Genomic DNA, 24,126 nt, shown 5'->3' with positions numbered 1-24,126 from the left:
ATGAGGGATGACGATGAGCCATTTGTTAACGATGAGTGAATTATCGGAAGTAGAAATTTCAGAAATCCTAAAAGATGCAGAAGATTTTGCGAATGGAAAAGAGAGCAAAACGACAGAGCAAACTTTTGTTGCGAACTTGTTCTTTGAGAATAGTACGAGAACGAGATTTAGCTTTGAAGTTGCTGAGAAGAGATTAGGACTTGATGTTTTAAACTTTTCAGCTGATGCATCTAGCGTACAAAAAGGAGAAACTCTATACGATACGATAAGAACACTAGAATCAATCGGAACAAAAGCAGTGGTCATCCGCCACGAGCAAGATCGCTACTTCGATGAACTAAAAGATCAGGTGAATATTCCAATCTTAAATGCTGGAGATGGATGCGGAAACCACCCAACACAGTGCCTACTGGACCTTCTTACAATTAAACAAGAGTTTGGAAGATTTGAAGGTTTGAAGATTGCAATAGTAGGAGATGTTCGTCATAGCCGAGTAGCACGTTCTAATGCAGAAGCATTAACGAAGCTTGGTGCAACAATTTACTTTGCAAGTCCAGAAGAGTGGAAAGATGAAGACAACACATTTGGAACATACAAACCATTAGATGAACTTGTTCCAGAAGTTGATGTAATGATGTTACTCCGTGTACAACATGAGCGTCATGATCATTATGAAACAGACATTATGAAAGAATATCATGAGAAACACGGATTAACAGTAGAAAGAGAAAAGCGTATGAAAGAAGGAAGCATTATTATGCATCCAGCTCCTGTAAACCGTGATGTTGAAATTGCAAGTGAACTTGTTGAGTGTGAGCGTTCACGTATATTTAAACAAATGGAAAATGGAGTTTACGTAAGAATGGCTGTACTAAAACGCGCCTTACCAAATGTATTAGGAGGAATGAAACATGAATTATTTGTTTAAAAATGGTCGTTATATGAATGAAGAAGGAAAAATCGTAGCAACGGATCTTCTCGTACAAGACGGTAAAATCGCTAAGGTAGCAGAAAATATTACGGCAGATAATGCTGAAGTAATCGATGTGAACGGAAAGTTAATCGCACCTGGATTAGTAGATGTACACGTACATCTTCGTGAACCAGGTGGTGAACATAAAGAAACAATTGAAACAGGTACACTAGCAGCGGCAAAAGGTGGATTCACTACAATTTGCGCAATGCCAAATACACGCCCGGTACCAGATTGCAGAGAACATATGGAAGACTTGCAAAAACGTATTGAAGAAAAAGCTCATGTTAACGTACTACCATACGGAGCAATTACAGTACGTCAAGCTGGTTCTGAAATGACAGATTTCGAAACATTAAAAGAACTTGGAGCATTTGCTTTCACAGATGACGGCGTAGGCGTACAAGATGCGAGCATGATGTTAGCGGCTATGAAACGTGCAGCAAAATTAGATATGGCAGTAGTTGCGCACTGTGAAGAGAATACGCTTATTAATAAAGGTTGTGTACATGAAGGGAAGTTTTCTGAGAAACACGGATTAAACGGTATCCCATCAGTATGTGAATCTGTACATATTGCAAGGGATATACTGCTTGCTGAAGCAGCAGATTGCCACTATCACGTATGTCATGTAAGTACGAAAGGTTCTGTACGTGTAATCCGTGATGCGAAACGCGCTGGAATTAAAGTAACAGCAGAAGTAACACCGCATCACCTAGTGTTATGTGAAGATGATATCCCATCAGCTGATCCTAACTTTAAAATGAACCCACCGCTTCGTGGAAAAGAAGACCATGCAGCATTAATTGAAGGTTTATTAGATGGAACGATCGATATGATCGCAACTGACCATGCACCGCATACAGCGGAAGAGAAAGCACAAGGAATTGAAAGAGCACCGTTTGGAATTACTGGTTTTGAAACAGCATTCCCGCTTCTATACACAAACCTTGTGAAAAAGGGAGTTATTACGCTAGAACAGTTAATTCAATTCTTAACAGAAAAGCCAGCTGATACATTCGGCTTAGAAGCAGGTCGCCTAAAAGAAGGTAGAGAAGCTGATATTACAATCATTGATTTAGAACAAGAAGAAGAGATTGACCCAACAACATTCTTATCAAAAGGAAAAAATACACCATTCGCAGGTTGGAAATGCCAAGGATGGCCGGTAATGACAATCGTTGGTGGTAAGATCGCATGGCAAAAGGAGAGTGCATTAGTATGAAAAGACAACTTATCTTAGAAGATGGAACAGTATTAATTGGAACAGGTTTCGGAGGCGAAATCGAAAAGTCAGGTGAGGTTGTATTTACAACAGGAATGACTGGATATCAAGAAACATTATCTGATCCATCATATTGCGGTCAAATCGTAACATTCACGTACCCATTAATCGGAAACTACGGCATTAACCGTGACGATTTTGAATCCATTCACCCATCTGTAAATGGTTTAATCGTAAACGAAATTTGTGATCACCCATCAAACTTCCGTAATGAAATTTCGTTAAATGATTACTTGAAAGAAAGAAATATCCCAGGATTAGCAGGGATTGATACGAGAAAATTAACGAGAAAAATTCGTCAATACGGTACATTACGTGGACGCCTTTGTAACATGGATGCAGATGTAGAGTACATTGTAAGCCAATTAAAAGCGACAGTATTTACAGATCATGTAAAACGCGTATCAACGAAAGATCCATACCCAAGCCCAGGTCGTGGTCACCGAGTTGTACTAGTAGACTTCGGTATGAAACATGGTATTTTACGAGAATTAAATAAGCGTGACTGTGATGTAATTGTAGTTCCTTACAACACAACAGCGGAAGAAATTTTACGCCTTAGCCCAGATGGAATTATGTTAAGTAATGGACCTGGAGATCCGAAAGATGTACCAGAAGCAATTGAAATGTTAAAAGACATTATCGGTAAAGTTCCTTTATTCGGAATTTGCCTAGGACATCAATTGTTCGCTCTAGCATCAGGTGCAAATACAAGTAAGTTGAAATTTGGTCACCGTGGTTTAAACCATCCAGTAAAAAATCTTGCAACTGGAAAAGTAGCAATTACATCTCAAAACCACGGATACGCAGTAGAAGAAGAAACAGTTGAAAATACAGATCTTGAAATTACACATGTTGCTTTAAACGATGGAACGGTAGAAGGTCTTCGTCATAAGAAGTTCCCGGCATTTACAGTACAATACCATCCAGAAGCTTCAGCGGGACCAGAAGATGCAAATGATTTATTCGAAGATTTCTTAACAATGATTGAAAACTTCAAGAAAGAAGGGGAAGAGTTATGCCAAAACGCCTAGACATTAACACAATTTTAGTAATCGGATCAGGACCAATTGTAATTGGGCAAGCAGCGGAGTTTGACTACTCTGGTACACAAGCTTGTCAATCTCTTAAAGAGGAAGGTTACAAAGTAATCCTTGTTAACTCTAACCCAGCAACAATTATGACGGATACTGCAACAGCAGATAAAGTATACATCGAGCCATTAACATTAGAATTCGTAAGCCGTATTATTCGTAAAGAACGTCCTGATGCAATCCTACCAACATTAGGTGGTCAAACAGGTTTAAACATGGCTGTTGAACTTGCAAAATCAGGCGTACTTGACGAGTGCGGAGTTGAAATTTTAGGAACAAAATTATCAGCAATCGAGCAAGCGGAAGATCGTGATTTATTCCGTACATTAATGCAAGATTTAAATGAACCAACACCACCAAGTGAAATTATTCATAACCTTGATGAAGCATATGGATTTGTAAACGAAATTGGTTACCCAGTAATCGTTCGACCAGCGTTCACATTAGGAGGAACGGGCGGCGGAATTTGTCATAACGAAGAAGAGCTAATTGAAATCGTAACAAGTGGTTTAAAACATAGCCCAGTAACACAATGTTTATTAGAGAAAAGTATTGCTGGCTGTAAAGAAATTGAATACGAAGTAATGCGTGATTCAAATGATAACGCGATTGTAGTGTGTAACATGGAAAATATCGATCCAGTTGGTGTTCATACAGGTGATTCAATCGTTGTAGCACCGAGCCAAACGCTAAGCGACCGTGAATACCAAATGTTACGTAACACGTCATTACGAATTATTCGTGCACTAGGAATTGAAGGTGGATGTAACGTTCAGCTTGCACTAGATCCATATAGCTTCCAATACTATGTAATCGAAGTAAATCCACGTGTAAGTCGTTCATCTGCACTAGCATCTAAAGCAACTGGATATCCAATTGCGAAATTAGCAGCAAAAATTGCAGTCGGCTTAACGTTAGATGAAATCGTAAACCCAGTAACACAAAAAACTTACGCTTGCTTCGAGCCAGCGTTAGACTATGTTGTTTCAAAAATTCCACGTTGGCCGTTTGATAAGTTTGAATCAGCGAACAGAACGCTTGGAACACAAATGAAAGCAACTGGTGAAGTTATGTCAATCGGACGTAACTTAGAAGAATCATTACTAAAAGCAGTTCGTTCTTTAGAGCTTGGCATTTATCACTTAGAATTAGACCACTTAAAAGAACTTGATAAAGAAACGATGAAAAAACGTATCATTAAAGCGGATGATGAACGACTGTTTATTGTAGCAGAAGCAATTCGCCAAGGTGTAACGAAAGAAGAAATCAATGAATGGTGTGAAATGGACTTCTTCTTCTTACAAAAAGTTGAAAACATCGTAAATATGGAACGTGAAGTAAAAGCGAATGTAGGAAATATGGAAGTACTACAAACTGCAAAAGAAATGGGCTTCAGCGATCACTACATTGCAGCAGCTTGGAACAAAACGGAGCGCGAAATTTACGATATGCGTAAAGAAAATAATATGATGCCAGTATTCAAAATGGTAGATACTTGTGCGGCAGAGTTTGAATCTGCAACGCCATATTACTACAGCACATATGCGGACGAAAATGAATCGATTGTAACAGATCGTAAGAGTGTAGTAGTTCTAGGATCTGGTCCGATCCGTATTGGTCAAGGTGTTGAGTTTGATTACGCAACAGTTCACTCAGTATGGGCAATTAAAGAAGCTGGATATGAAGCAATTATCATTAACAACAACCCAGAAACAGTTTCAACAGACTTCAGTATTTCTGACAAATTATACTTTGAACCATTAACGATTGAAGATGTAATGCATATTATCGATTTAGAAAAACCAGAAGGTGTTATCGTTCAGTTCGGTGGACAAACGGCAATTAACTTAGCAGCGAAACTAGAAGAACACGGTGTGAAAATTTTAGGAACATCACTTGAAGACTTAGACCGTGCAGAAGATCGTGATAAATTCGAAGCTGCTTTAACAAAACTTGGCATCCCGCAACCAGTTGGTAAAACAGCAACGACTGTAGAACAAGCGGTAGCAATCGCAGAAGAAATTGGTTACCCAGTATTAGTAAGACCATCTTACGTACTAGGTGGACGTGCGATGGAAATCGTATATCGTCAAGAAGAACTACTGCACTACATGAAAAATGCAGTTAAAGTTCATGCAGATCACCCAGTATTAATCGACCGTTACATGGTTGGTAAAGAAATTGAAGTAGATGCAATTTCCGATGGTGAGAATGTATTTATTCCAGGTATTATGGAACATATTGAACGCGCTGGAGTTCACTCTGGTGACTCAATTGGAGTATATCCACCACAAAGTTTATCTGAAAAACTAAAAGAACAAATCATTGAACATACAATTGCACTTGGAAAAGGATTAAACATTGTTGGATTACTAAATATCCAGTTTGTAGTATTCAAAGATCAAGTGTACGTAATTGAAGTAAATCCACGTGCAAGCCGTACAGTACCGTTCTTAAGTAAAATTACAGGCGTACCGATGGCGAATGTTGCAACGAAAGTTATTTTAGGGCAAGACCTAGTAGAGCAAGGATACGGAACTGGCTATCACCCAGAAGAGAAAGAAGTATATGTAAAAGCTCCGGTATTCTCATTCGCGAAACTACGCTCAGTTGATACAACATTAGGACCTGAAATGAAATCAACAGGGGAAGTAATGGGTAAAGACTTAACGCTTGAAAAAGCATTATATAAAGGATTAGTTGCTTCTGGAATTAACATCCCAACGCACGGCTCAGTAATCATTACTGTAGCGGATAAAGATAAAGAAGAGGCGATGGAAATTGCAAAACGTTTCCACGAAATCGGCTATAACTTATTAGCAACAGCTGGAACAGCACAATCATTAGAAGAGCAAAATATCCCAGTACAAGTTGTAAACAAAATTGATTCTGAAGACTACAACTTACTAGATATTATCCGTCAAGGAAAAGCACAGTTTGTAATTAACACATTAACAAAAGGTAAACAACCAGCGCGTGATGGTTTCCGCATTCGCCGTGAATCAGTAGAAAATGGTGTGGCTTGCTTAACATCACTTGATACAACAAGAGCAATCTTACGAGTATTAGAATCTATGACATTCTCAGCTCATTCAATGAAAGAAATTACGCAAACAAAGCGTCACGAGGTGGTACATGCATGATGCAAAAGCAAAATATGATCGTCGTTAACCAAAAAGAAATCGCAAAAAATATTTACGAATTAGTGCTTCAAGGAACGTTAGTACAGCAAATGAACGAACCAGGGCAGTTTGTACACATTAAGGTAGCAGAGGGCATTGCGCCCCTTCTGCGCCGCCCAATTAGTATTTGTAATGTAGATCAAGAGAAGAACGAATTTACAATGCTATATCGTGCCGAAGGACAAGGGACAAAAACATTAGCAACTAGAAAACAAGGTGAAATGGTAGATGTACTAGGACCATTAGGACACGGTTTTCCTGTAGAAGAAGCAGAAGCTGGTCAAACAGCTTTACTAGTAGGTGGGGGAATTGGTGTACCACCACTTTATGAATTATCACAGCGCCTCGTTGCAAAAGGTGTACGTGTTATTCACATCTTAGGCTTTCAAACGAAAGATGTAGTTTTCTATGAAGAAAAATTTGCAGAACTTGGTGATACGTACGTTGCGACAGTAGACGGTACACACGGTACAAAAGGATTTGTCACAGATGTAATTGATAATTACGGAATTGACTTTGATATTCTTTATTCATGTGGTCCGCTAGCGATGCTTCGTGCACTAGAAGGACGTTACAAAGAGAAAAAAGCCTATATTTCATTAGAAGAACGTATGGGCTGTGGTATTGGAGCTTGTTTCGCATGTGTATGCCACTTACAAGAAGATCCAAGTGGACATTCTTACAAGAAGGTGTGTAGCGACGGACCAGTATTTCCAATCGGGGAGGTTGTACTATGAACAGATTGCAAGTTGAATTACCAGGATTATCATTAAAAAATCCAATTATACCGGCATCTGGATGCTTTGGGTTTGGTCGTGAATATGCACAGTTTTACGATTTAAGTGTACTAGGATCAATCATGATTAAAGCAACGACAGAACAACCACGTTATGGAAATCCAACGCCTCGTGTTGCTGAAACACCAGGGGGCATGCTAAATGCAATCGGACTTCAAAACCCGGGATTAGACAAAGTAATGAATTCGGAATTACCATGGTTAGAACAATTTGACCTTCCAATTATTGCAAACGTTGCAGGCTCACAAGCTGAGGATTACGTAGCGGTTGCGAAGGAAATTTCTAAAGCGCCTAATGTCCATGCACTAGAATTAAACATTTCTTGTCCGAACGTAAAAACAGGTGGTATCGCCTTTGGTACAAATCCTGAAATTGCTGCTGATTTAACGAAGCGAGTAAAAGAGGTTTCTGAAGTACCTGTATACGTGAAATTGTCACCGAACGTGGCAAACATAGTAGAAATTGCAAAAGCGATTGAAAATGCAGGTGCAGATGGTTTAACGATGATTAATACATTGCTTGGTATGCGTCTAGATTTAAAAACAGCTAAACCAATTTTAGCAAACCGTACAGGCGGATTATCAGGTCCTGCGATTAAGCCAGTAGCAATTCGCATGGTACATGAAGTAAGCCAAGCGGTTAACATTCCAATTATCGGAATGGGTGGTATTGAAACAGCTGAAGATGTAATTGAATTCTTCTATGCTGGCGCAAGCGCAGTTGCAGTAGGTACAGCGAACTTTATCGATCCGTTCGTATGTCCGACAATTATTGAAGAGTTACCAGCATTATTAGATGAATTAGGATTTGATCACATTTCGGAATGTCAAGGAAGGAGCTGGAAGCAAACATGTCACAGTCGTTAATCGTTGCACTAGATTTTCCAGGGAAACAAGAAGTAGAACAATTCTTACACCACTTTGAAGGGGAAGAGTTATTTGTCAAAGTAGGTATGGAGTTATTTTACAAAGAAGGCCCTGCGATTATTACGTACTTAAAAGAAAAGGGACATAAGATATTCTTAGATTTAAAACTTCATGATATTCCGAATACAGTAAAAAGCGCTATGCGTAGCCTAGCTAGTCTAGATGTTGATATGGTAAATGTTCATGCTGCTGGGGGAAGCAGCATGATGAAAGCTGCGATTGAGGGATTAGAGGAAGGTAAGCAAGAAGGAAAAGAGAGACCGATTTGTATTGCAGTTACACAACTAACAAGCACTTCGGAAGCTATGATGAAAAAAGAGATCGGCATTGAGAAAACGTTAGAAGAAGCGGTTGCTCATTATGCAAAATTAACGAAAGAAAGTGGACTTGATGGCGTTGTTTGTTCAACACTTGAAGTTCCAAAATTACGTGAAGTATGCGGAAATGAATTTGTAACAGTAACACCGGGGATTCGTCTTGCAAGCGATGATGTAAATGACCAAGTGCGCGTAGCAACACCGAAACGTGCGAGGGAACTTGGCTCAAGCTACATCGTAGTTGGACGTAGTATTACAAAAGCAGAAAATCCGCTTGAAGCGTATAAAACAGTAAAACAACAGTGGGAAGGTGTAACAGTATGAAAAAAGAAATCGCATCGCATTTATTAGAAATTGGAGCAGTATTTTTACAACCGAATGATCCATTCACTTGGTCTTCAGGTATGAAATCACCAATTTATTGTGATAACCGTTTAACTTTATCTTATCCAAAAGTACGTCAAGCGATTGCAGCTGGATTAGAAGAGTTAATTAAAGAGCACTTCCCAACTGTAGAAATTATTGCAGGAACAGCAACTGCTGGTATTGCGCACGCTGCATGGGTAAGCGATCGTATGGATTTACCAATGTGCTACGTACGTAGTAAAGCAAAAGGTCACGGTAAAGGGAACCAAATCGAAGGAAAAGCTGAAAAAGGTCAAAAAGTCGTAGTAGTAGAAGACTTAATTTCAACTGGCGGTAGTGCAATTACATGTGTAGAAGCACTTCGCGAAGCTGGATGTGAAGTATTAGGAATCGTATCAATCTTCACATATGAGTTAGAAGCAGGAAAAGAAAAACTAGAAGCAGCTAACGTAGCATCATATTCTTTAAGTGATTACAGTGCATTAACTGAAGTTGCAGCAGAAAAAGGTATGATTGGACAAGCTGAAACGAAAAAATTACAAGAGTGGCGTAAAAATCCAGCAAACGAAGCTTGGATCACAGCGTAACACGAAAAAAACGACTGCGGGGGAACGCGGTCGTTTTTTTATATTATTGTTAAAAATTCAAGTAAAGTTCCATCAATATCAAAGAAAATCATATTACAATCTCCTTAACTACTTAGTGCTTTCTGCAAGCTTATATCTTTTTACAAACAATAGAGTCACATAAGAAACAATAAATGAGAAAATGCTATACATGCCGACCCAAAAGAAAAATTTTGGAGTAAAGGCGATAACACCTATTATTAAAAAACTAGCAAACGTTACAATCGGCATTACGTAATACGTTTTCGTTTTGCGTGTTCCAATAACAGATACGATAAAGATAAATAATGGACAAATTAATAAGACGAAAATCAATTCATTCATAGGTATGTCCCCTTTTCTAATTGCAGTAATCTGTTTCTCGTAAACGTTTTGAAATAATTACTCTCCTAATATAATTTCGCTGAGTAATAACGAATCCCTCTTGAAAACTGATAATTCATGATGAATTTTACAAGCAAAAAACGTAAGCAAGAGAACACTTGCTTACGTTATAGGATAAACATCGCAACGATCGTGGTGACAATTAAACCGATAACAACCGGTAAAAAGTTTCGGCGTGCAAGTTCAAATGGATCGACTTTACAAATCGCAGCAGCAGGAATAAGTGCCCAAGGAATTAACGTCCCGCCCCCGGTCCATATAGCTGCAATTTGCCCGAGTGCTGTTAATGTAGCTGTTCCATGGCCAAGTGCTGTTCCAAAAAGATTGGCAATGGAACCAGCAAGTGATATACCTGAAAAACCTGATCCATCTAAGCCGGTAATGACACCCACGATGGTTAATGTCCCTGCCGATACATATTGATTTAAAGGAACAGTTTGAGATAAAGCGATGCCTAAGTCGTTAATGATTCCGTGTGAACCTTTCGGTAAATAGTCTCCGATAATTTTCACAAAGCCACTATCTCCTAAATAAAAGAGTGCAGCGATAGGAATAACTGGTCCGAAAATTTTAAAGCCAAATTGGAGCCCTTCTATGAAATAATCGGTTGTTTTATTCAGTCCATTACCTTTGTAGGCGATGAGAGAAATGATGATAATCATAATAACAGTTGTTCCGCCGATAAGTGCAGTTGCGTCGCTTCCTTGTAGTTTAAATTGAATCATGCAAAGGATATCAATGATATATACGATAGGGATACAAATAGCGAGCCATTTCTTTGTGCGAGGAGATAATGAAGTGAGCGTTTTAGAAGACTCAGTTGATAGAATAGATTCTTGTATAGCTAAGCCTGTATGAAACTCTTTTCGTAAGAAGAAAAAAGCGACGGAAGTTGTCACAACGCCCATAACGATAACGAGTGGAACACTTGCAGATACGACGCTGGAAACAGGGAGACCAGCCGCGTCTGCAGTTAATTTCGGTGCACCTTGAATAACGAAGTCTCCAGATAAGGCGATGCCGTGTCCAAATAAGTTCATAGCAATTGCAACCCCAATTGGAGGAAGGCCGACACGTACAGCAACCGGTAATAAAATAGCTCCCATTAAGGCGACAGCTGGAGAAGGCCAAAAGAAGAAAGAAATGGTCATCATTAAAAGGCCGATAATCCAGTAGGCGAGTGTAGGTGTACGAATCATTTTTGTAAATGGTGAAATCATCGTATCATTTATGCCAGTATGAACGAGTAAATTGCTCATTGATACGATAATGGAGATGATTAATATAGTTGGTAATAGCTCAGTAATGGCGTAAATGAAACTTTGAAAAATCCCGCTAATGGCAAGAGGGATAGAACTTGTTGCAGTTAATGCTAATAAAAAGATAAAAACGATACAAATGATAGTCGTATCTTTCCGGAGAATAAAAAAGGTAATAATAGTGAGTAAACAAATAATGTAGAGAGCGTGTAATAGCGTTAATTCAACTCCCATAACATTCACATCCTTTAGGCATTCGTGTAGTTTATTGTATGAAAGCAGTGAAAGTATGTGAGTATAGGAAAAAGAAAAAAGTAAAATTTCATGTACTGTAATGATGAGAACGATAAATGGATGTTACAATACAGTTAATCCTAAAAAATGAATAAAAGAAAGTGCCACCTTATCTGGTGGCACTTTCTTATTTTACTGCATGAGCTTTTTGCATCTTCCTAATTAAGCGAATTTGTCCGCGATGATTGATTTCATCTTCAAATACGTGAAACCATTTAAAGTAGTTGTTAGCTGGTTTGTCATACCAAAAGTCTGTCGTTTTAAATAGCCATTCATCAGGTAAAGATTCAAATGTTTCAATTGTTTTAGAGCGTACTTCTTGTAATGTATTAATGTAAAATTCTAAAGAGTTTCCTTTTATTTTTTCTCGTCCAAGATTCCCTAACTCAATAGCTGGCAACCAATGTTCTAATTCAGCTTCCGTCGGTTCACGATCCTCAAAGGTATGGATTTGGTAGTAAAATTCAATAGCAGCCATGTGATATAACAGCATGCCAATTGAATTGGCTTCTTTATCATATAAATAATCAAGTTCTTCAATTGTTAAACTTTCCACTGCTTGCATTGTTGTATAACGAGCGTAATTCATCATGGAAACAAGTTTTGAAAACTCAACTTGTAAACCATCTATTTTATCAATTACAAAATTCAATTTAAATTCCCCCTCTTTAAATGAACACTCCAGAGAAGGAATTCTATGTGTAGAAAAAAACTCCTTTTAAAAAGGCCATGATTTTAACAAGGGATTACAATTAGTTCTCTATTTGATTTTGTAATAACTTCATATCCGTCTTTTGTAATGACGATATCATCTTCAATTCTACAACCGCCCCAGTTCGGTATGTAAATGCCCGGTTCAACTGTAACAACCATACCTTCTTTTAATGTAGCTTTACTTTCTTGGGATAAGCGAAGAGGTTCATGTATTTCTAAGCCAAGACCATGACCAGTAGAATGACCAAAATATTGACCATATCCACAATCTGTAATGTAGTTTCTTGTTACATCATCGATACTTTTCGCAGTTTCTCCAGGCTTAATCACTTCAGTCCCACGTTTTAACGCTTCTCGTACAACATTGTATATTTTTTTGAATTCTTCCGATGGTTCCCCTATTGCTACGGTACGTGTTATATCGGAACAATATCCGTCGTAAAGTGCACCAAAGTCTAATGTAACGATGTCGCCTCGTTCAATTATTTTATTTGATGCAACTCCATGTGGAAGAGAAGAACGAACACCAGAAGCTACAATAATTTGAAATGATGAAGATGTAGCACCTTTTTTTCGCATGAAAAATTCTAATTCATCTCGTACAGCATTTTCACTTATTCCTGGTTTTAGAAACGTAAGAATGTGATGAAATGCTTCGTCCGCGATATTAGCTGCAATTTTCATTGTTTCTATTTCAGGCGTGTCTTTAATGATACGAATATTTTCGATAATTTCGCACACTTGAATCATTTCCGCCTGTACGTATTTTTGCAAGTTTTTATATTGTTGCAATGTCATGTTGTTTTCTTCAATTCCAAGTTTTTGAATGTTTAATTTCGATACTTGATGTGCAATTTCTTTTTCTAAATTTCCTTTATGCATAATAATTTCAGCATCTTTTATTTGTGATTTCGCTTGATCTACATAGCGGAAATCAGTGATGAAAACAGCTTGATCGGCAGAGAGTAAGACGACGCCAGCACTACCTGTAAAGCCTGTTGCATATTGGCGGTTTTCTTTTTTTGTAATAAGTAACCCCTCAATTTCATAGTTTTGTAGTTGATTTTGGATTTTATTAATTTTTAAAGTCATGTTAATTCCTCCTATTCATAGTATTGAATAAAGCAAATAGCGTGCCAAAATGTATATTTGAAGAAAGGATAGTAGGGACAACATATATTTTAGGGGAGATAAAAAAATAGCCCGTAATTTGTGGGAGACGGTTTGTTCATAAAATCTAGATTGCTTCAATGAATAGCAGGGGGATGGGGAAAAATGATTGGAGTTACACTTGTACTTTATTTACATGCTGTAAAAAATTTTATACAAATGTGAAATGATACTGTCAATTTTTTTGACAATATTGAATGGATATAGCAACGAAATTGAAAACATATAAAAAATGCGCTGCATACAAGCAACGCATTTTTTTATTTATGCTTTTAATTTCATTACAATATCAGCATCTGGTGTTACATATACGGTTTGCTGATTGTCGTACGTAACAAAACCAAGTTTTGCACCACTCGGTTTTTTGACATGGCGTATTTTGGTGAAATCAACAGGTACAGAGCTAGACTCTTTCGCTTTACTGTAATAGGCAGCAATTTTGGCGGCTTCTAGTAAAGTTTCTTCAGCAGGCTCTAAAGAACGAATGACAACGTGAGAGCCAGGTATATCTTTCGTATGTAACCAAATTTCATCACGGCGGGCAAACTTCGTTGTTAAATAATCATTTTGTTTATTGTTTTTACCAACGAAAATCTCTGTGCCATCACTTGCTACATATTTATCTAATACTGGTTTAGTAGGCTTTTTCTTTGCGTTTTTCGTTTTGCGATTGCGCACATAACCTTCTTCAGCTAATTCCTCACGAATTTCTTCAATGTCTTTTGAAGAAGCAGCTTCCATTTGTTGAAGTAAGCTATCAAAATAAAGAATTTCTTCATTTGTTTTTTCGATTTGTTCTTCTACAACAGCAACCGAATTTTTTGCTTTTTGATACTTTTGGAAATAGCGTTGTGCATTTTCAGATGGTGTTTTTAAAGGATCTAATGTGATTTTTACAGTTCCACCATCCTCATCGTAATAATTAACGACCTCAATATCTTTATCGCCCTTTTTTAAAGCGTACATATTGGCTGTAAGTAGCTCTCCAAATAGTTGATATTTATCTGCTTTTCCAGCATCTTGCAGTGTTTTTTCGAGTTTAATGAGTTTTTTCTCGTTTTTATTTTTTTCGTTTTGCATAAAGCGTTCTAAATCATGAGCTTGTTGTTTTACACGATCACGTTCTGCTTTGCCAAAGAAGAAACGATCTAACAATTCGCTCACTGATGAGAATGTTTTTTCTTCTCCTTGCAAGTGTGTAAGAGGGAAAAGATAAAAGAATTCTTTTCCATTTGCAGTAATCATTGTAGGTGTATATGCATGAGATAGTAATGGTGTTTGTATAGAGAAAAATGCTTCTGATAATGCTTTCTCGTTTACCATACCGGCTTTCTTTACTACTTCTTTTGCAAATAATGGGGATATTCCCATGAAAGCACCGACGAGTTGTTTATCCATATTTCCAGATAGAAAGTCTAGCGGTCTAATAAAATCATCTGCGGTTTCAATTTGCAGAGGATTGATTTTATGTTGGGCTGGTGGCGCGACGTACTCAGCACCAGCATATACAGTTCGGTGACGGTTTACGGCTAATGAAACGTGTTTTAAGCTATCTAAAATCACGTTTGTTTTCGTATCTAATAAGATAATGTTACTATGTCGTCCCATTATTTCAATTACTAATGTTTTTAATGATTCGTCTCCGATTTCATTACGACTGCGAACTGTAATTTGAATAATGCGTTCTAAGTCGATTTGTTCAATTTTTTCAATAAATCCACCTTCTAAATGTTTGCGAAGAAGCATACAGAACATCGGCGGTATTGCTGGCGAATCGTAGTTTTGATTCGTTAAGTGCATACGCGCATATGTAGGATGAGATGAAAGAATTAGTTTTTGGTTCTTTCCATTCGCTCGAATATGTAATAAAATCTCGTATTTTGAAGGTTGATATATTTTGGAAATTCTTCCTGTGTAAAGAGAATTTTCAATTTCATGTGTAATCGCTCTTGTAAATAATCCATCGAATGCCATAAATGAACACTCCTTTCTAACTAAATGTTAATTATAGCATTTTTTTGGACGAGGCTGAATAAGCTTTCAATAGAGTATGTCTGGAATCAGGAGGTCGATAGCAGGATGAACTGGTATGGAATGCGAGCACATGAAGTGGAAGAAAGAACGAATACGAATGTAAAGGTTGGACTTACAGAGAAAGAAGCAGAAGGGCGAGTAAAGAAATTTGGTACTAATGAATTAGAAGAAGCAAAAAGGCCTTCTGCACTAATGGTATTTTTAGCACAGTTTAAAGATTTCATGGTACTCGTTTTGTTTGGAGCAACAATTGTTTCTGCGTTTTTAGGTGAATACATTGATTCTATTGCTATTGTTGCCATTGTTATTATCAATGGTATTCTCGGCTTTTTTCAAGAAAGAAAAGCTGAAAAATCATTGGAAGCTTTAAAGGAACTAGCTGCCCCGCAAGTTACTGTAATGCGGAATGGAAAGTGGGTAAAAGCACCATCTAAAGCACTTGTTTTAGGTGATATTATTAAGTTTTCCAGTGGTGATCGTATTGGGGCTGATGTGCGTCTTGTTGAGGCATCAAGTTTATATATTGAAGAGTCTGCTTTGACAGGGGAGTCCGTACCTGTACAAAAGAAGGTAGAAGCACTGCAAGGGCAAGATGTTGCAATTGGGGATCAAAAAAATATGGCTTTTATGGGGACAATGATTACGCGAGGATCTGGTACAGGAGTCGTTGTAGCAACTGGTATGAATACAGCGATGGGGCAAATTGCAAATATGTTGCAAAATGCAGAGCAAATGGAAACGCCACTGCAAAGAAGGTTAGAACAGCTCGGAAAAATATTAATTATTGTAGCTCTTATTTTGACAGCGCTCGTTGTATTGGCTGGTGTGTATCAAGGGAATGAAGTATATCATATGTTTTTAGCTGGCGTATCGCTAGCTGTTGCGGCTATTCCAGAAGGATTGCCAGCAATTGTTACAGTAGCTTTATCACTTGGTGTACAGCGTATGATAAAAAAGAGAGCAATTGTAAGGAAGTTACCGGCCGTAGAAACGTTAGGCTGCGCTTCTGTTATATGCTCTGATAAAACGGGAACAATGACACAAAACAAAATGATGGTAACACATATGTGGTCAGGCGGAGAATTGTGGAAAGTGACAGGGCAAGGATATGAACCTAATGGCTCTTTTATGAAAGGTGAAAAAGAAGTGAATCCAGCTAAGACAAAATCACTTTATCAGCTACTTACATTTGGTTCACTATGTAACAATGCAAATATTATTCAAAAGAAAAAGGCGTACGTATTAGATGGGGATCCAACAGAGGGAGCGCTTGTAGCTGCGGCAATGAAAGCTGGGATAACACGTGAGGCATTGAAAGGGAAATTTGAAATTATTCGTGAATTTCCCTTTGATTCAACTCGAAAAATGATGAGTGTTATTGTACGAGATCGAGAGGGGAAAAAGTTTATTGTTACGAAAGGAGCACCGGATGTTCTTTTGCAACTGAGTCAAACAATCTTATGGGGGGATAAGCAGCAGCCGTTAAGTGAGCTATATAGAAAAGAAGTACAGGCGGCTATTCATAGCTTAGGTAGTCAAGCGCTTCGAACAATTGCAGTTGCGTTTAAACCTTTAAAAGTAACGGATTCTATTGAACATGAAAGAGACGTTGAAAAAGATTTTATGTTGGTTGGAATACAAGGTATGATTGACCCGCCAAGGCCAGAAGTCGCGCAGGCGGTAAAAGAGTGTAAAGAAGCTGGTATTCGAACAGTAATGATTACAGGTGATCATAAAGTGACAGCAATGGCGATTGCTGAACAATTAGGAGTTTTACCACCAGATGGACGCGTTGTTGAAGGAGTAGAACTCGCGAATATGGATGTGGAGGAATTAGAAAATGTTGTAGAAGATACGTATGTATTCGCTCGTGTATCACCTGAGCATAAATTGAAAATTGTTAAAGCATTGCAAAATCAAGGACATATAGTAGCGATGACAGGTGATGGAGTGAACGATGCTCCAGCTATAAAAACAGCGGATATTGGGATAGCGATGGGGATTACAGGGACAGATGTTGCAAAAGAAGCCTCTTCACTTGTTTTACTAGATGATAATTTTGCTACAATTAAGTCAGCGATTAAAGAAGGAAGAAATATATACGAGAACATACGTAAGTTCATTCGCTACTTATTGGCGTCAAATGTTGGAGAAATTTTAGTTATGTTATTTGCGATGTTACTTGCATTACCACTGCCGATGGTTCCTATTCAAATTTTATGGGTGAACTTAGTTACTGATGGTTTACCAGCGATGGCATTAGGTTTGGATAAGGCTGAAGGAGATGTGATGAAGAGAACACCGCGTCACCCGAAAGAAGGGGTATTCGCTAGAGGGCTTGCGTGGAAAATAATAAGTCGAGGGTTTTTAATTGGAGCAGTGACGTTAGTGGCGTTTATTATTGCGTATAACCAACATCCAAATGAACTGAAATATGCACAAACTGTAGCGTTCGCGACGTTGGTACTTGCACAGCTTATTCATGTATTTGATTGTCGTAGTGAGCATTCTGTCTTTCACCGTAATCCATTTGGGAACGTGTATTTAGTAGGGGCGGTTATTATTTCGTTACTACTTATGCTAGTGGTTATATATTATCCACCGTTACAACCGATCTTTAGCACAATGCCGATACAAGCAAGAGATTGGTTATTAATTGGAGGTTTGTCATCAATTCCGACTTTCCTACTAGTAGGTTCTTTATTAACAGAGAAAAAGGCTAAGAAGAAAAAGCCGATGTTATATAAGAAGGGATTAAACTTGAAATAGTCAATGTTATGAAAATGTGATATAATTTACAGAAGGTAGTAGAGCCTTGTCTCTATTACCTTTTTCATTGAGTTATTTTATGGCTTGGATGTGATAAAAATGATTTCTAGTATGACAGGGTTTGGAAGATCGAAAGTAGAAAGTGATACTTTTCAAATTACAGTAGAAATGAAATCGGTGAACCACCGTTTTTTAGAGATGAGTATTCGACTTCCTAAGCAAATGATGGTATTTGAGGACAAAATTCGTAAAATAATTGCACAGCAAGTTCGACGTGGACGCATCGAAGTGTCTATTAGTATAGCAGGTGAAGGACTTGTTGAAAGAAAATTAAGTGTGAATTGGTCACTTCTTGAGCAGTACCAATCGATGATGGAAGATATAAAAGGGAAATTTCAATTACAAGATTCTATTACACTCGAACAATTAATGGCAATGCCAGAAGTAACAGCAATTGAAGAAATAGAAAATGTAAATGAACATTTTGAGAACAGTTTATATGAGGCTGTTCGTCAAGCTGCTCATATGTTGAAAACGATGAGAGATGGCGAAGGAGAACGATTACATAAAGATATAGAGTATCGTTTACAAGAGATTAGCAATTGTGTAAATGCGATTATTCCACATGCACCAATTGTTACACAAAAATATCGTGAACGATTAGAAAATCGCTTAAAAGAATTACATAATCAAGATCTAGATGAACAAAGATTGCTAACAGAAGTCGCAATTTTTGCAGAGCGTTGTGATATTCATGAAGAGTTAGTTCGTTTGCAAAGTCATTTAGAGCAATTTCGTGAAACATTGCAGATTGAAGAGCCTGTTGGAAGGAAAATGGATTTCATCGTGCAAGAGATGCATAGAGAAATTAATACGATTGGTTCTAAAGCAAATGACTTAACAATTTCAAAATATGTTGTAGAAATGAAAAATAACCTTGAAAAAATTCGTGAACAAGTACAAAATATTGAGTAGCTTTCAAAAAATATATAAAGTTATACGTGGTGGAGAAATCGGATAGACTTACTAGGAGGCGCAAACTATGGCCATGCGGTTTTTAAATATTGGATACGGAAATATTGTATCTGCTCATCGAATTATTGCTATTGTAAGTCCGGAGTCAGCTCCTATTAAACGAACAGTACAAGAAGCACGTGAACATAATGCTTTGCTTGATGCTACGTATGGGAGAAAAACAAGGGCGGTTATTGTTATGGATGATGGGCATGTTGTATTAAGTCCAATTCAACCAGAGACGATTGCACATCGTTTGAATAATAAAGAAGATTTAAGTGAGGAAGGGTAGGTTTTACATATTTATGAGAAGTAGAAGAGGATTGCTCATCGTTCTTTCAGGGCCTTCTGGGGTTGGAAAAGGGACGGTTCGTAAAGAGCTGTTTAGCCATGAGGATACACGTTTTCAGTACTCTATTTCAGTAACGACACGTAAGCCGCGTGAAGGTGAAGTAGATGGTGTGGATTATTTCTTTAAAGAAAGAGAAGAATTCGAGGAAATGATTCGTAATGAAAAATTACTTGAGTGGGCTGAGTTCGTAGGTAATTATTACGGAACACCGATTGACTATGTTGAAAAAACATTACAAGAAGGAAAAGATGTATTCTTAGAAATTGAAGTGCAAGGAGCAATTCAAGTTAAGAAAGCTTTCCCAGAAGGTGTATTTATTTTCTTAGCACCTCCAAGTTTATCTGAACTAAAGAGCCGTATTGTCGGACGTGGTACAGAGACTGAAGATGTTATTGAAAATCGTTTAACTGTAGCGAAAGAAGAAATCGAGATGATGGACGCTTACGACTATGTAGTAGAAAACGATCAAGTTGAATTAGCTTGTGATAGAATTAAAGCAATTGTGGTTGGCGAACATTGCCGCCGCGAAAGGGTAGCAAAATATTATAAAGAAATGACGGAGGGTCTATAATTATGTTAAATCCATCAATTGACTCATTACTACAAAAAATCGATTCTAAGTACACTTTAGTAACAGTGGCTGCAAAACGCGCACGTGAAATGCAACTTGCTAATAACTGTGTTGTAGAAAAACCTGTTTCTCATAAATGTGTAGGTAAAGCATTAGAAGAAATCGATGCAGAAGCATTAAGCTACGTACCAAGTGAAGATAAAGTAGCTGAATAAGCCTTTGCCTTCGACAAAATAAAACATAGACTTTATAATTTTCTATGTAACGGTAACAACCTATTTACAAGTAGGTTGTTATTTTTTTACGAAAGGAATGAAATATCGGTACTGACGAGCTGAGAATTCTATTTCAGTATTATAAGTTTGAAAAAGAAAGAGGACGAGTCATATGCTAAAAGGGAAAAAGATACTTCTATGTGTAACAGGAGGCATTGCGGTTTTTAAAGCAGCTGCGTTAACGAGTAAATTGACACAATCTGGCGCGATTGTCAAAGTAATGATGAGTGAGTCGGCAATGAAGTTTGTTACGCCTCTTACATTCCAAGCGCTTTCTCGCCATGATGTATATACGGATACATTCGATGAGAAAGACTCAGCTGTTATTGCTCATATTGATTTAGCAGATTGGGCGGATGTTGTACTTGTCGCACCTGCTACTGCCAATTGTATTGGAAAGTTAGCTGGTGGTATTGCAGATGATATGATTACAACTACTTTGTTAGCTACTACAGCTCCGGTATGGATTGCGCCTGCTATGAATGTGCATATGTATGAAAATAAAATAGTTCAAAAAAATATGATGACATTGAAAACGCTAGGATATACATTTATTGAGCCTGGGGAAGGCTTTTTAGCATGTGGATATGTAGCGAAGGGACGACTAGAAGAACCTGAAGCAATTATTGCACGGTTAGAGGAAGCTTTCTCAGAACACAAACCATTGCAGGGAAAAAGAATATTAATAACTGCTGGCCCAACACGTGAAAAGGTTGATCCAGTTCGTTTTATGACGAATTTTTCTTCTGGGAAAATGGGGTATGCGATTGCGGAAGTGGCAGCGAATTTAGGCGCTGATGTTATACTCGTTTCAGGACCGACAGCATTAAATCCACCGTTACATGTAACGACAGTGCAAGTGGAATCTGCACAAGATATGTTAGAAGCAGTTCTTCAACATTATCAAAACGTAGACGTTGTCATTAAAACAGCAGCAGTTGCAGATTATCGTCCGAAATATGTGCATGAGAATAAAATGAAAAAGCAAAATGGTGATGCTGTCATTGAACTTGAAAGAACGGTGGATATTTTAAAAACGTTAGGTCAGAAAAAGGATAAACAGTTACTTATCGGTTTTGCTGCTGAAACGACAAATGTAGAGGAATATGCAACGAAAAAACTACGTGAGAAAAATGCAGATATGATTGTCGCGAATGATGTAAAAGCGCAAGGAGCTGGATTTGGCACGGATACGAATATTGTAACAATGTATAGAAAAGATGGAAAAGTTATTGAGTTGCCACTTTTAATGAAAAAAGAGGTAGCTCGTGAAATATTGAAGCAAATTGAAATGATGTTAGAAGATGATCGTTTATGAAATTTGCAAGTGTAATTGTTGATGTACCTGCCCGTCAGACAGATCGACCATTTGATTACATTATTCCTAAAAAATGGGAAGATATTGTACAGACAGGAATGCGTGTAGTAGTTCCGTTTGGGCCAAGAAAATTGCAAGGTTTTATTATTGGGATTAAAGATTCGGTGGATGTAGAAAGTAAGAAGTTAAAGACAATCCATGAAATATTAGATGTAACACCGGTTTTAAATGATGAATTATTAAAGCTTGGATATTGGCTTACAAGTGAAACGTTATGCTACATGATTTCAGCTTTTCAAGTGATGCTTCCAACTGCGATAAAAGCAACGTATAAAAAACGTCTACAACTTTGTAAACAGGAAGAAATAGCACCTGAAATACTATATTTATTTCAGGATAAAGAAGCAATTGATTTTGAAGTAATCGAGCAACAGCCACATTTATACCGAACTATTCAACAAGAAATTAAAAATGGTACGGTTGAAGTCGTTTATCAAGTGAAAGATAAAGTACAAAAGAAGAAGCAAAGAGTGGTTCAGCCGGAGTTGCCAGAAGATAAATTGGAATTAGCGGCATTTGAACTGAAAAGTAAAAAACAACAAGATGTACTTTATTATTTTGTGGAAAATTATAAAAGTACACCGTTGAAAGTAATTACAGAAGAGTTACAAATAACAGATGCTCCAATAAAAGCACTTGTTAAAAAGGGATTCATTTCAGAAAAGTATGTGGAAGTATACCGAAATCCGTATGACGATGATGATTTTGAACAAACAAAACCATTTCCACTTACGGAGGAACAAAAACAAGTTATTACACCGATTTTATCATCAATTACAAATGAAACTTATAATCCATTTTTGCTATATGGTGTTACAGGAAGTGGAAAGACAGAAGTATATTTACAATCTATAGCAGCAGTGCTCAAGAAAGGAAAAGAAGCTATCGTTCTTGTTCCTGAAATTGCACTAACGCCCCAAATGGTGGATCGTTTTAAAGGTAGGTTTGGCTCGCAAGTTGCAGTTCTTCATAGTGCGTTGTCTGTTGGAGAAAAGTATGACGAGTGGCGTAAGATTTTAAGAAAAGAAGTGAAAGTTGTAGTTGGTGCGCGTTCAGCTGTTTTTGCGCCTTTTGAGAATTTAGGGATTATTATTATTGATGAAGAGCATGAATCAAGTTACAAACAAGAAGATAATCCGAGGTATCATGCAAGAGATGTAGCTGTCTGGAGAGGACAATATCATAAATGTCCTATCGTTCTTGGTAGTGCGACACCAACACTTGAATCGTTTGCAAGGGCGAAAAAAGGTGTTTATGAACTATTAACAATGGAAAAACGTATGAATGAACAAGCTTTACCAACGGTAGAGATTGTTGACATGCGAGAAGAACTTCGTGACGGGAATCGATCAATGTTTTCTAAGGCGCTGCATGAAAAAATAGCAGATCGATTAGAAAAGAAAGAACAAATGGTACTCTTTTTAAATAGAAGAGGTCATTCTACATTTGTTATGTGCCGTGATTGTGGGTATGTTGTCCAATGTCCGCATTGTGATATTTCATTGACATATCATAAAATGAATCATCGTTTAAAATGTCATTATTGTAGTTACGAAGAGAATATGCCAACTGAGTGTCCAGCTTGTCAAAGTACATACATTCGTTTCTTTGGTACAGGTACACAAAAGGTAGAAGAAGAAATTACAAAACTATTTCCAGAGGCGCGAGTCATTCGAATGGATGTAGATACGACAAGTCGAAAAGGAATGCATGAAAAATTATTAAAGGCGTTTGGGGAAGAAAAAGCAGATATATTACTTGGAACACAAATGATTGCTAAAGGATTAGATTTTCCGAAAGTAACGCTCGTTGGGGTTTTAACTGCAGATACGATGCTTCACTTACCTGATTTTCGGGCGAGTGAAAAGACATATCAGTTATTGACGCAAGTAAGTGGACGAGCGGGTAGACATGAATTGCCAGGGGAAGTTGTGATTCAAACGTATACGCCAGAACATTACAGTATAGAGTTAGCGAAGAACCAACAATATGATGTGTTTTTTGACCAAGAAATGCAAATGAGACGAACAAGACAATATCCCCCATATTACTATGTTGTACTCGTAACTGTATCTCATCCAGAATTATTAAAAGCGGTACAAGTGACGGAAAAAATTGCCTCGTATTTACGAACGCATTGCTCACAGCAAACAATGGTGCTAGGACCAGTTGCTTCAGCGATTCCAAGGATAAAAGATAGATATCGTTATCAATGCATGATAAAATACAAACGGGAACCAAACTTAAAGAACGTGCTCAAAATGGTAAATGAACATTATCAAGCAGAAATGCAAAAAGAGCTACAAATCTCAATTGATTTTAATCCAACAATGTTAATGTAGCGGA

General features: G+C 37.6%; 20 protein-coding genes. 15 read left to right on the top strand and 5 right to left on the bottom strand.

What is annotated here, in order from left to right:
* Window positions 1-13 precede the first annotated feature (13 nt).
* The 8 genes from pyrB to pyrE are packed head-to-tail and all read left to right on the top strand — an operon-like array spanning window position 14 to window position 9,527.
* On the top strand, window positions 14-928 hold the full coding sequence (gene pyrB / locus ACUN13_RS00870) for an aspartate carbamoyltransferase (protein WP_000018849.1): 915 nt from the start codon (window positions 14-16) through the stop codon (window positions 926-928).
* Window positions 912-2,198 carry a dihydroorotase gene (gene pyrC / locus ACUN13_RS00865; RefSeq protein ID WP_001108368.1) on the top strand — a complete coding sequence of 429 codons (1,287 nt, stop codon included), beginning with the start codon at window positions 912-914 and terminating at the stop codon, window positions 2,196-2,198. The genes pyrB and pyrC overlap by 17 nt, the downstream gene beginning before the upstream one ends.
* Window positions 2,195-3,292 carry a carbamoyl phosphate synthase small subunit gene (locus ACUN13_RS00860; RefSeq protein ID WP_409531675.1) on the top strand — a complete coding sequence of 366 codons (1,098 nt, stop codon included), beginning with the start codon at window positions 2,195-2,197 and terminating at the stop codon, window positions 3,290-3,292. Before pyrC ends, ACUN13_RS00860 begins: the two co-directional genes overlap by 4 nt.
* Complete coding sequence (gene carB / locus ACUN13_RS00855) at window positions 3,277-6,495, top strand: carbamoyl-phosphate synthase large subunit (RefSeq protein WP_001126101.1); 3,219 nt, start codon at window positions 3,277-3,279, stop codon at window positions 6,493-6,495. The genes ACUN13_RS00860 and carB overlap by 16 nt, the downstream gene beginning before the upstream one ends.
* Window positions 6,492-7,271, top strand: a complete 780-nt coding sequence (gene pyrK, locus ACUN13_RS00850; protein ID WP_000983359.1) for a dihydroorotate oxidase B electron transfer subunit — start codon at window positions 6,492-6,494, stop codon at window positions 7,269-7,271. The genes carB and pyrK overlap by 4 nt, the downstream gene beginning before the upstream one ends.
* Window positions 7,268-8,197, top strand: coding sequence for a dihydroorotate oxidase B catalytic subunit (gene pyrD, locus ACUN13_RS00845; protein ID WP_001081049.1), 930 nt, complete (start codon window positions 7,268-7,270; stop codon window positions 8,195-8,197). Before pyrK ends, pyrD begins: the two co-directional genes overlap by 4 nt.
* On the top strand, window positions 8,182-8,898 hold the full coding sequence (gene pyrF, locus ACUN13_RS00840) for an orotidine-5'-phosphate decarboxylase (protein WP_000083510.1): 717 nt from the start codon (window positions 8,182-8,184) through the stop codon (window positions 8,896-8,898). Before pyrD ends, pyrF begins: the two co-directional genes overlap by 16 nt.
* A complete protein-coding gene (gene pyrE, locus ACUN13_RS00835) occupies window positions 8,895-9,527 on the top strand; it encodes an orotate phosphoribosyltransferase (protein WP_000711440.1) in 633 nt (210 codons plus the stop codon). Before pyrF ends, pyrE begins: the two co-directional genes overlap by 4 nt.
* Window positions 9,528-9,635: 108 nt before the next feature.
* Here pyrE and ACUN13_RS00830 read toward each other — a convergent pair whose 3' ends face one another.
* The 5 genes from ACUN13_RS00830 to ACUN13_RS00810 all read right to left on the bottom strand — a co-directional run bounded on the left by ACUN13_RS00830 (window position 9,636) and on the right by ACUN13_RS00810 (window position 15,361).
* Window positions 9,636-9,890: a YbeF family protein gene (locus tag ACUN13_RS00830; RefSeq protein WP_001003919.1), complete on the bottom strand. Its 255-nt coding sequence runs from the start codon at window positions 9,888-9,890 to the stop codon at window positions 9,636-9,638.
* A 167-nt stretch (window positions 9,891-10,057) separates the two neighbouring features.
* Window positions 10,058-11,443 carry a membrane protein gene (locus ACUN13_RS00825; RefSeq protein WP_000537875.1) on the bottom strand — a complete coding sequence of 462 codons (1,386 nt, stop codon included), beginning with the start codon at window positions 11,441-11,443 and terminating at the stop codon, window positions 10,058-10,060.
* Between the two features lie 187 nt (window positions 11,444-11,630).
* Window positions 11,631-12,155, bottom strand: coding sequence for a DinB family protein (locus ACUN13_RS00820; protein ID WP_409531676.1), 525 nt, complete (start codon window positions 12,153-12,155; stop codon window positions 11,631-11,633).
* An 83-nt stretch (window positions 12,156-12,238) separates the two neighbouring features.
* Window positions 12,239-13,309 carry a M24 family metallopeptidase gene (locus ACUN13_RS00815; protein WP_409531677.1) on the bottom strand — a complete coding sequence of 357 codons (1,071 nt, stop codon included), beginning with the start codon at window positions 13,307-13,309 and terminating at the stop codon, window positions 12,239-12,241.
* Window positions 13,310-13,651: 342 nt separating this feature from the next.
* Window positions 13,652-15,361, bottom strand: coding sequence for an Rqc2 family fibronectin-binding protein (locus ACUN13_RS00810; protein ID WP_000863284.1), 1,710 nt, complete (start codon window positions 15,359-15,361; stop codon window positions 13,652-13,654).
* Window positions 15,362-15,466: 105 nt separating this feature from the next.
* Here ACUN13_RS00810 and ACUN13_RS00805 point away from each other — a divergent pair, with 105 nt between their 5' ends.
* From ACUN13_RS00805 to priA, 7 genes are all read left to right on the top strand, one after another.
* The gene (locus ACUN13_RS00805; protein WP_445423638.1) at window positions 15,467-18,190 is read left to right on the top strand and encodes a calcium-translocating P-type ATPase, SERCA-type; all 2,724 of its coding nucleotides are present in this window, start codon (window positions 15,467-15,469) and stop codon (window positions 18,188-18,190) included.
* A gap of 99 nt (window positions 18,191-18,289) precedes the next feature.
* Window positions 18,290-19,165, top strand: a complete 876-nt coding sequence (locus tag ACUN13_RS00800; RefSeq protein ID WP_409531679.1) for a YicC/YloC family endoribonuclease — start codon at window positions 18,290-18,292, stop codon at window positions 19,163-19,165.
* A gap of 67 nt (window positions 19,166-19,232) precedes the next feature.
* Window positions 19,233-19,496 (top strand): extracellular matrix/biofilm regulator RemA, encoded by a 264-nt coding sequence (gene remA / locus ACUN13_RS00795; protein WP_001251456.1) that lies wholly within the window; start codon window positions 19,233-19,235, stop codon window positions 19,494-19,496.
* A 13-nt stretch (window positions 19,497-19,509) separates the two neighbouring features.
* The gene (gmk, locus tag ACUN13_RS00790) at window positions 19,510-20,127 is read left to right on the top strand and encodes a guanylate kinase (protein ID WP_001257741.1); all 618 of its coding nucleotides are present in this window, start codon (window positions 19,510-19,512) and stop codon (window positions 20,125-20,127) included.
* Between the two features lie 2 nt (window positions 20,128-20,129).
* Window positions 20,130-20,342: a DNA-directed RNA polymerase subunit omega gene (gene rpoZ, locus ACUN13_RS00785; protein WP_000933960.1), complete on the top strand. Its 213-nt coding sequence runs from the start codon at window positions 20,130-20,132 to the stop codon at window positions 20,340-20,342.
* Between the two features lie 172 nt (window positions 20,343-20,514).
* A complete protein-coding gene (gene coaBC / locus ACUN13_RS00780) occupies window positions 20,515-21,720 on the top strand; it encodes a bifunctional phosphopantothenoylcysteine decarboxylase/phosphopantothenate--cysteine ligase CoaBC (protein WP_000911750.1) in 1,206 nt (401 codons plus the stop codon).
* Window positions 21,717-24,122: a primosomal protein N' gene (priA, locus tag ACUN13_RS00775; RefSeq protein ID WP_000666720.1), complete on the top strand. Its 2,406-nt coding sequence runs from the start codon at window positions 21,717-21,719 to the stop codon at window positions 24,120-24,122. Before coaBC ends, priA begins: the two co-directional genes overlap by 4 nt.
* Window positions 24,123-24,126: the final 4 nt, after the last annotated feature.

This window comes from Bacillus cereus group sp. Bce041 (assembly GCF_052646455.1).
This window is presented reverse-complemented; position numbering and strand designations above follow the sequence as displayed.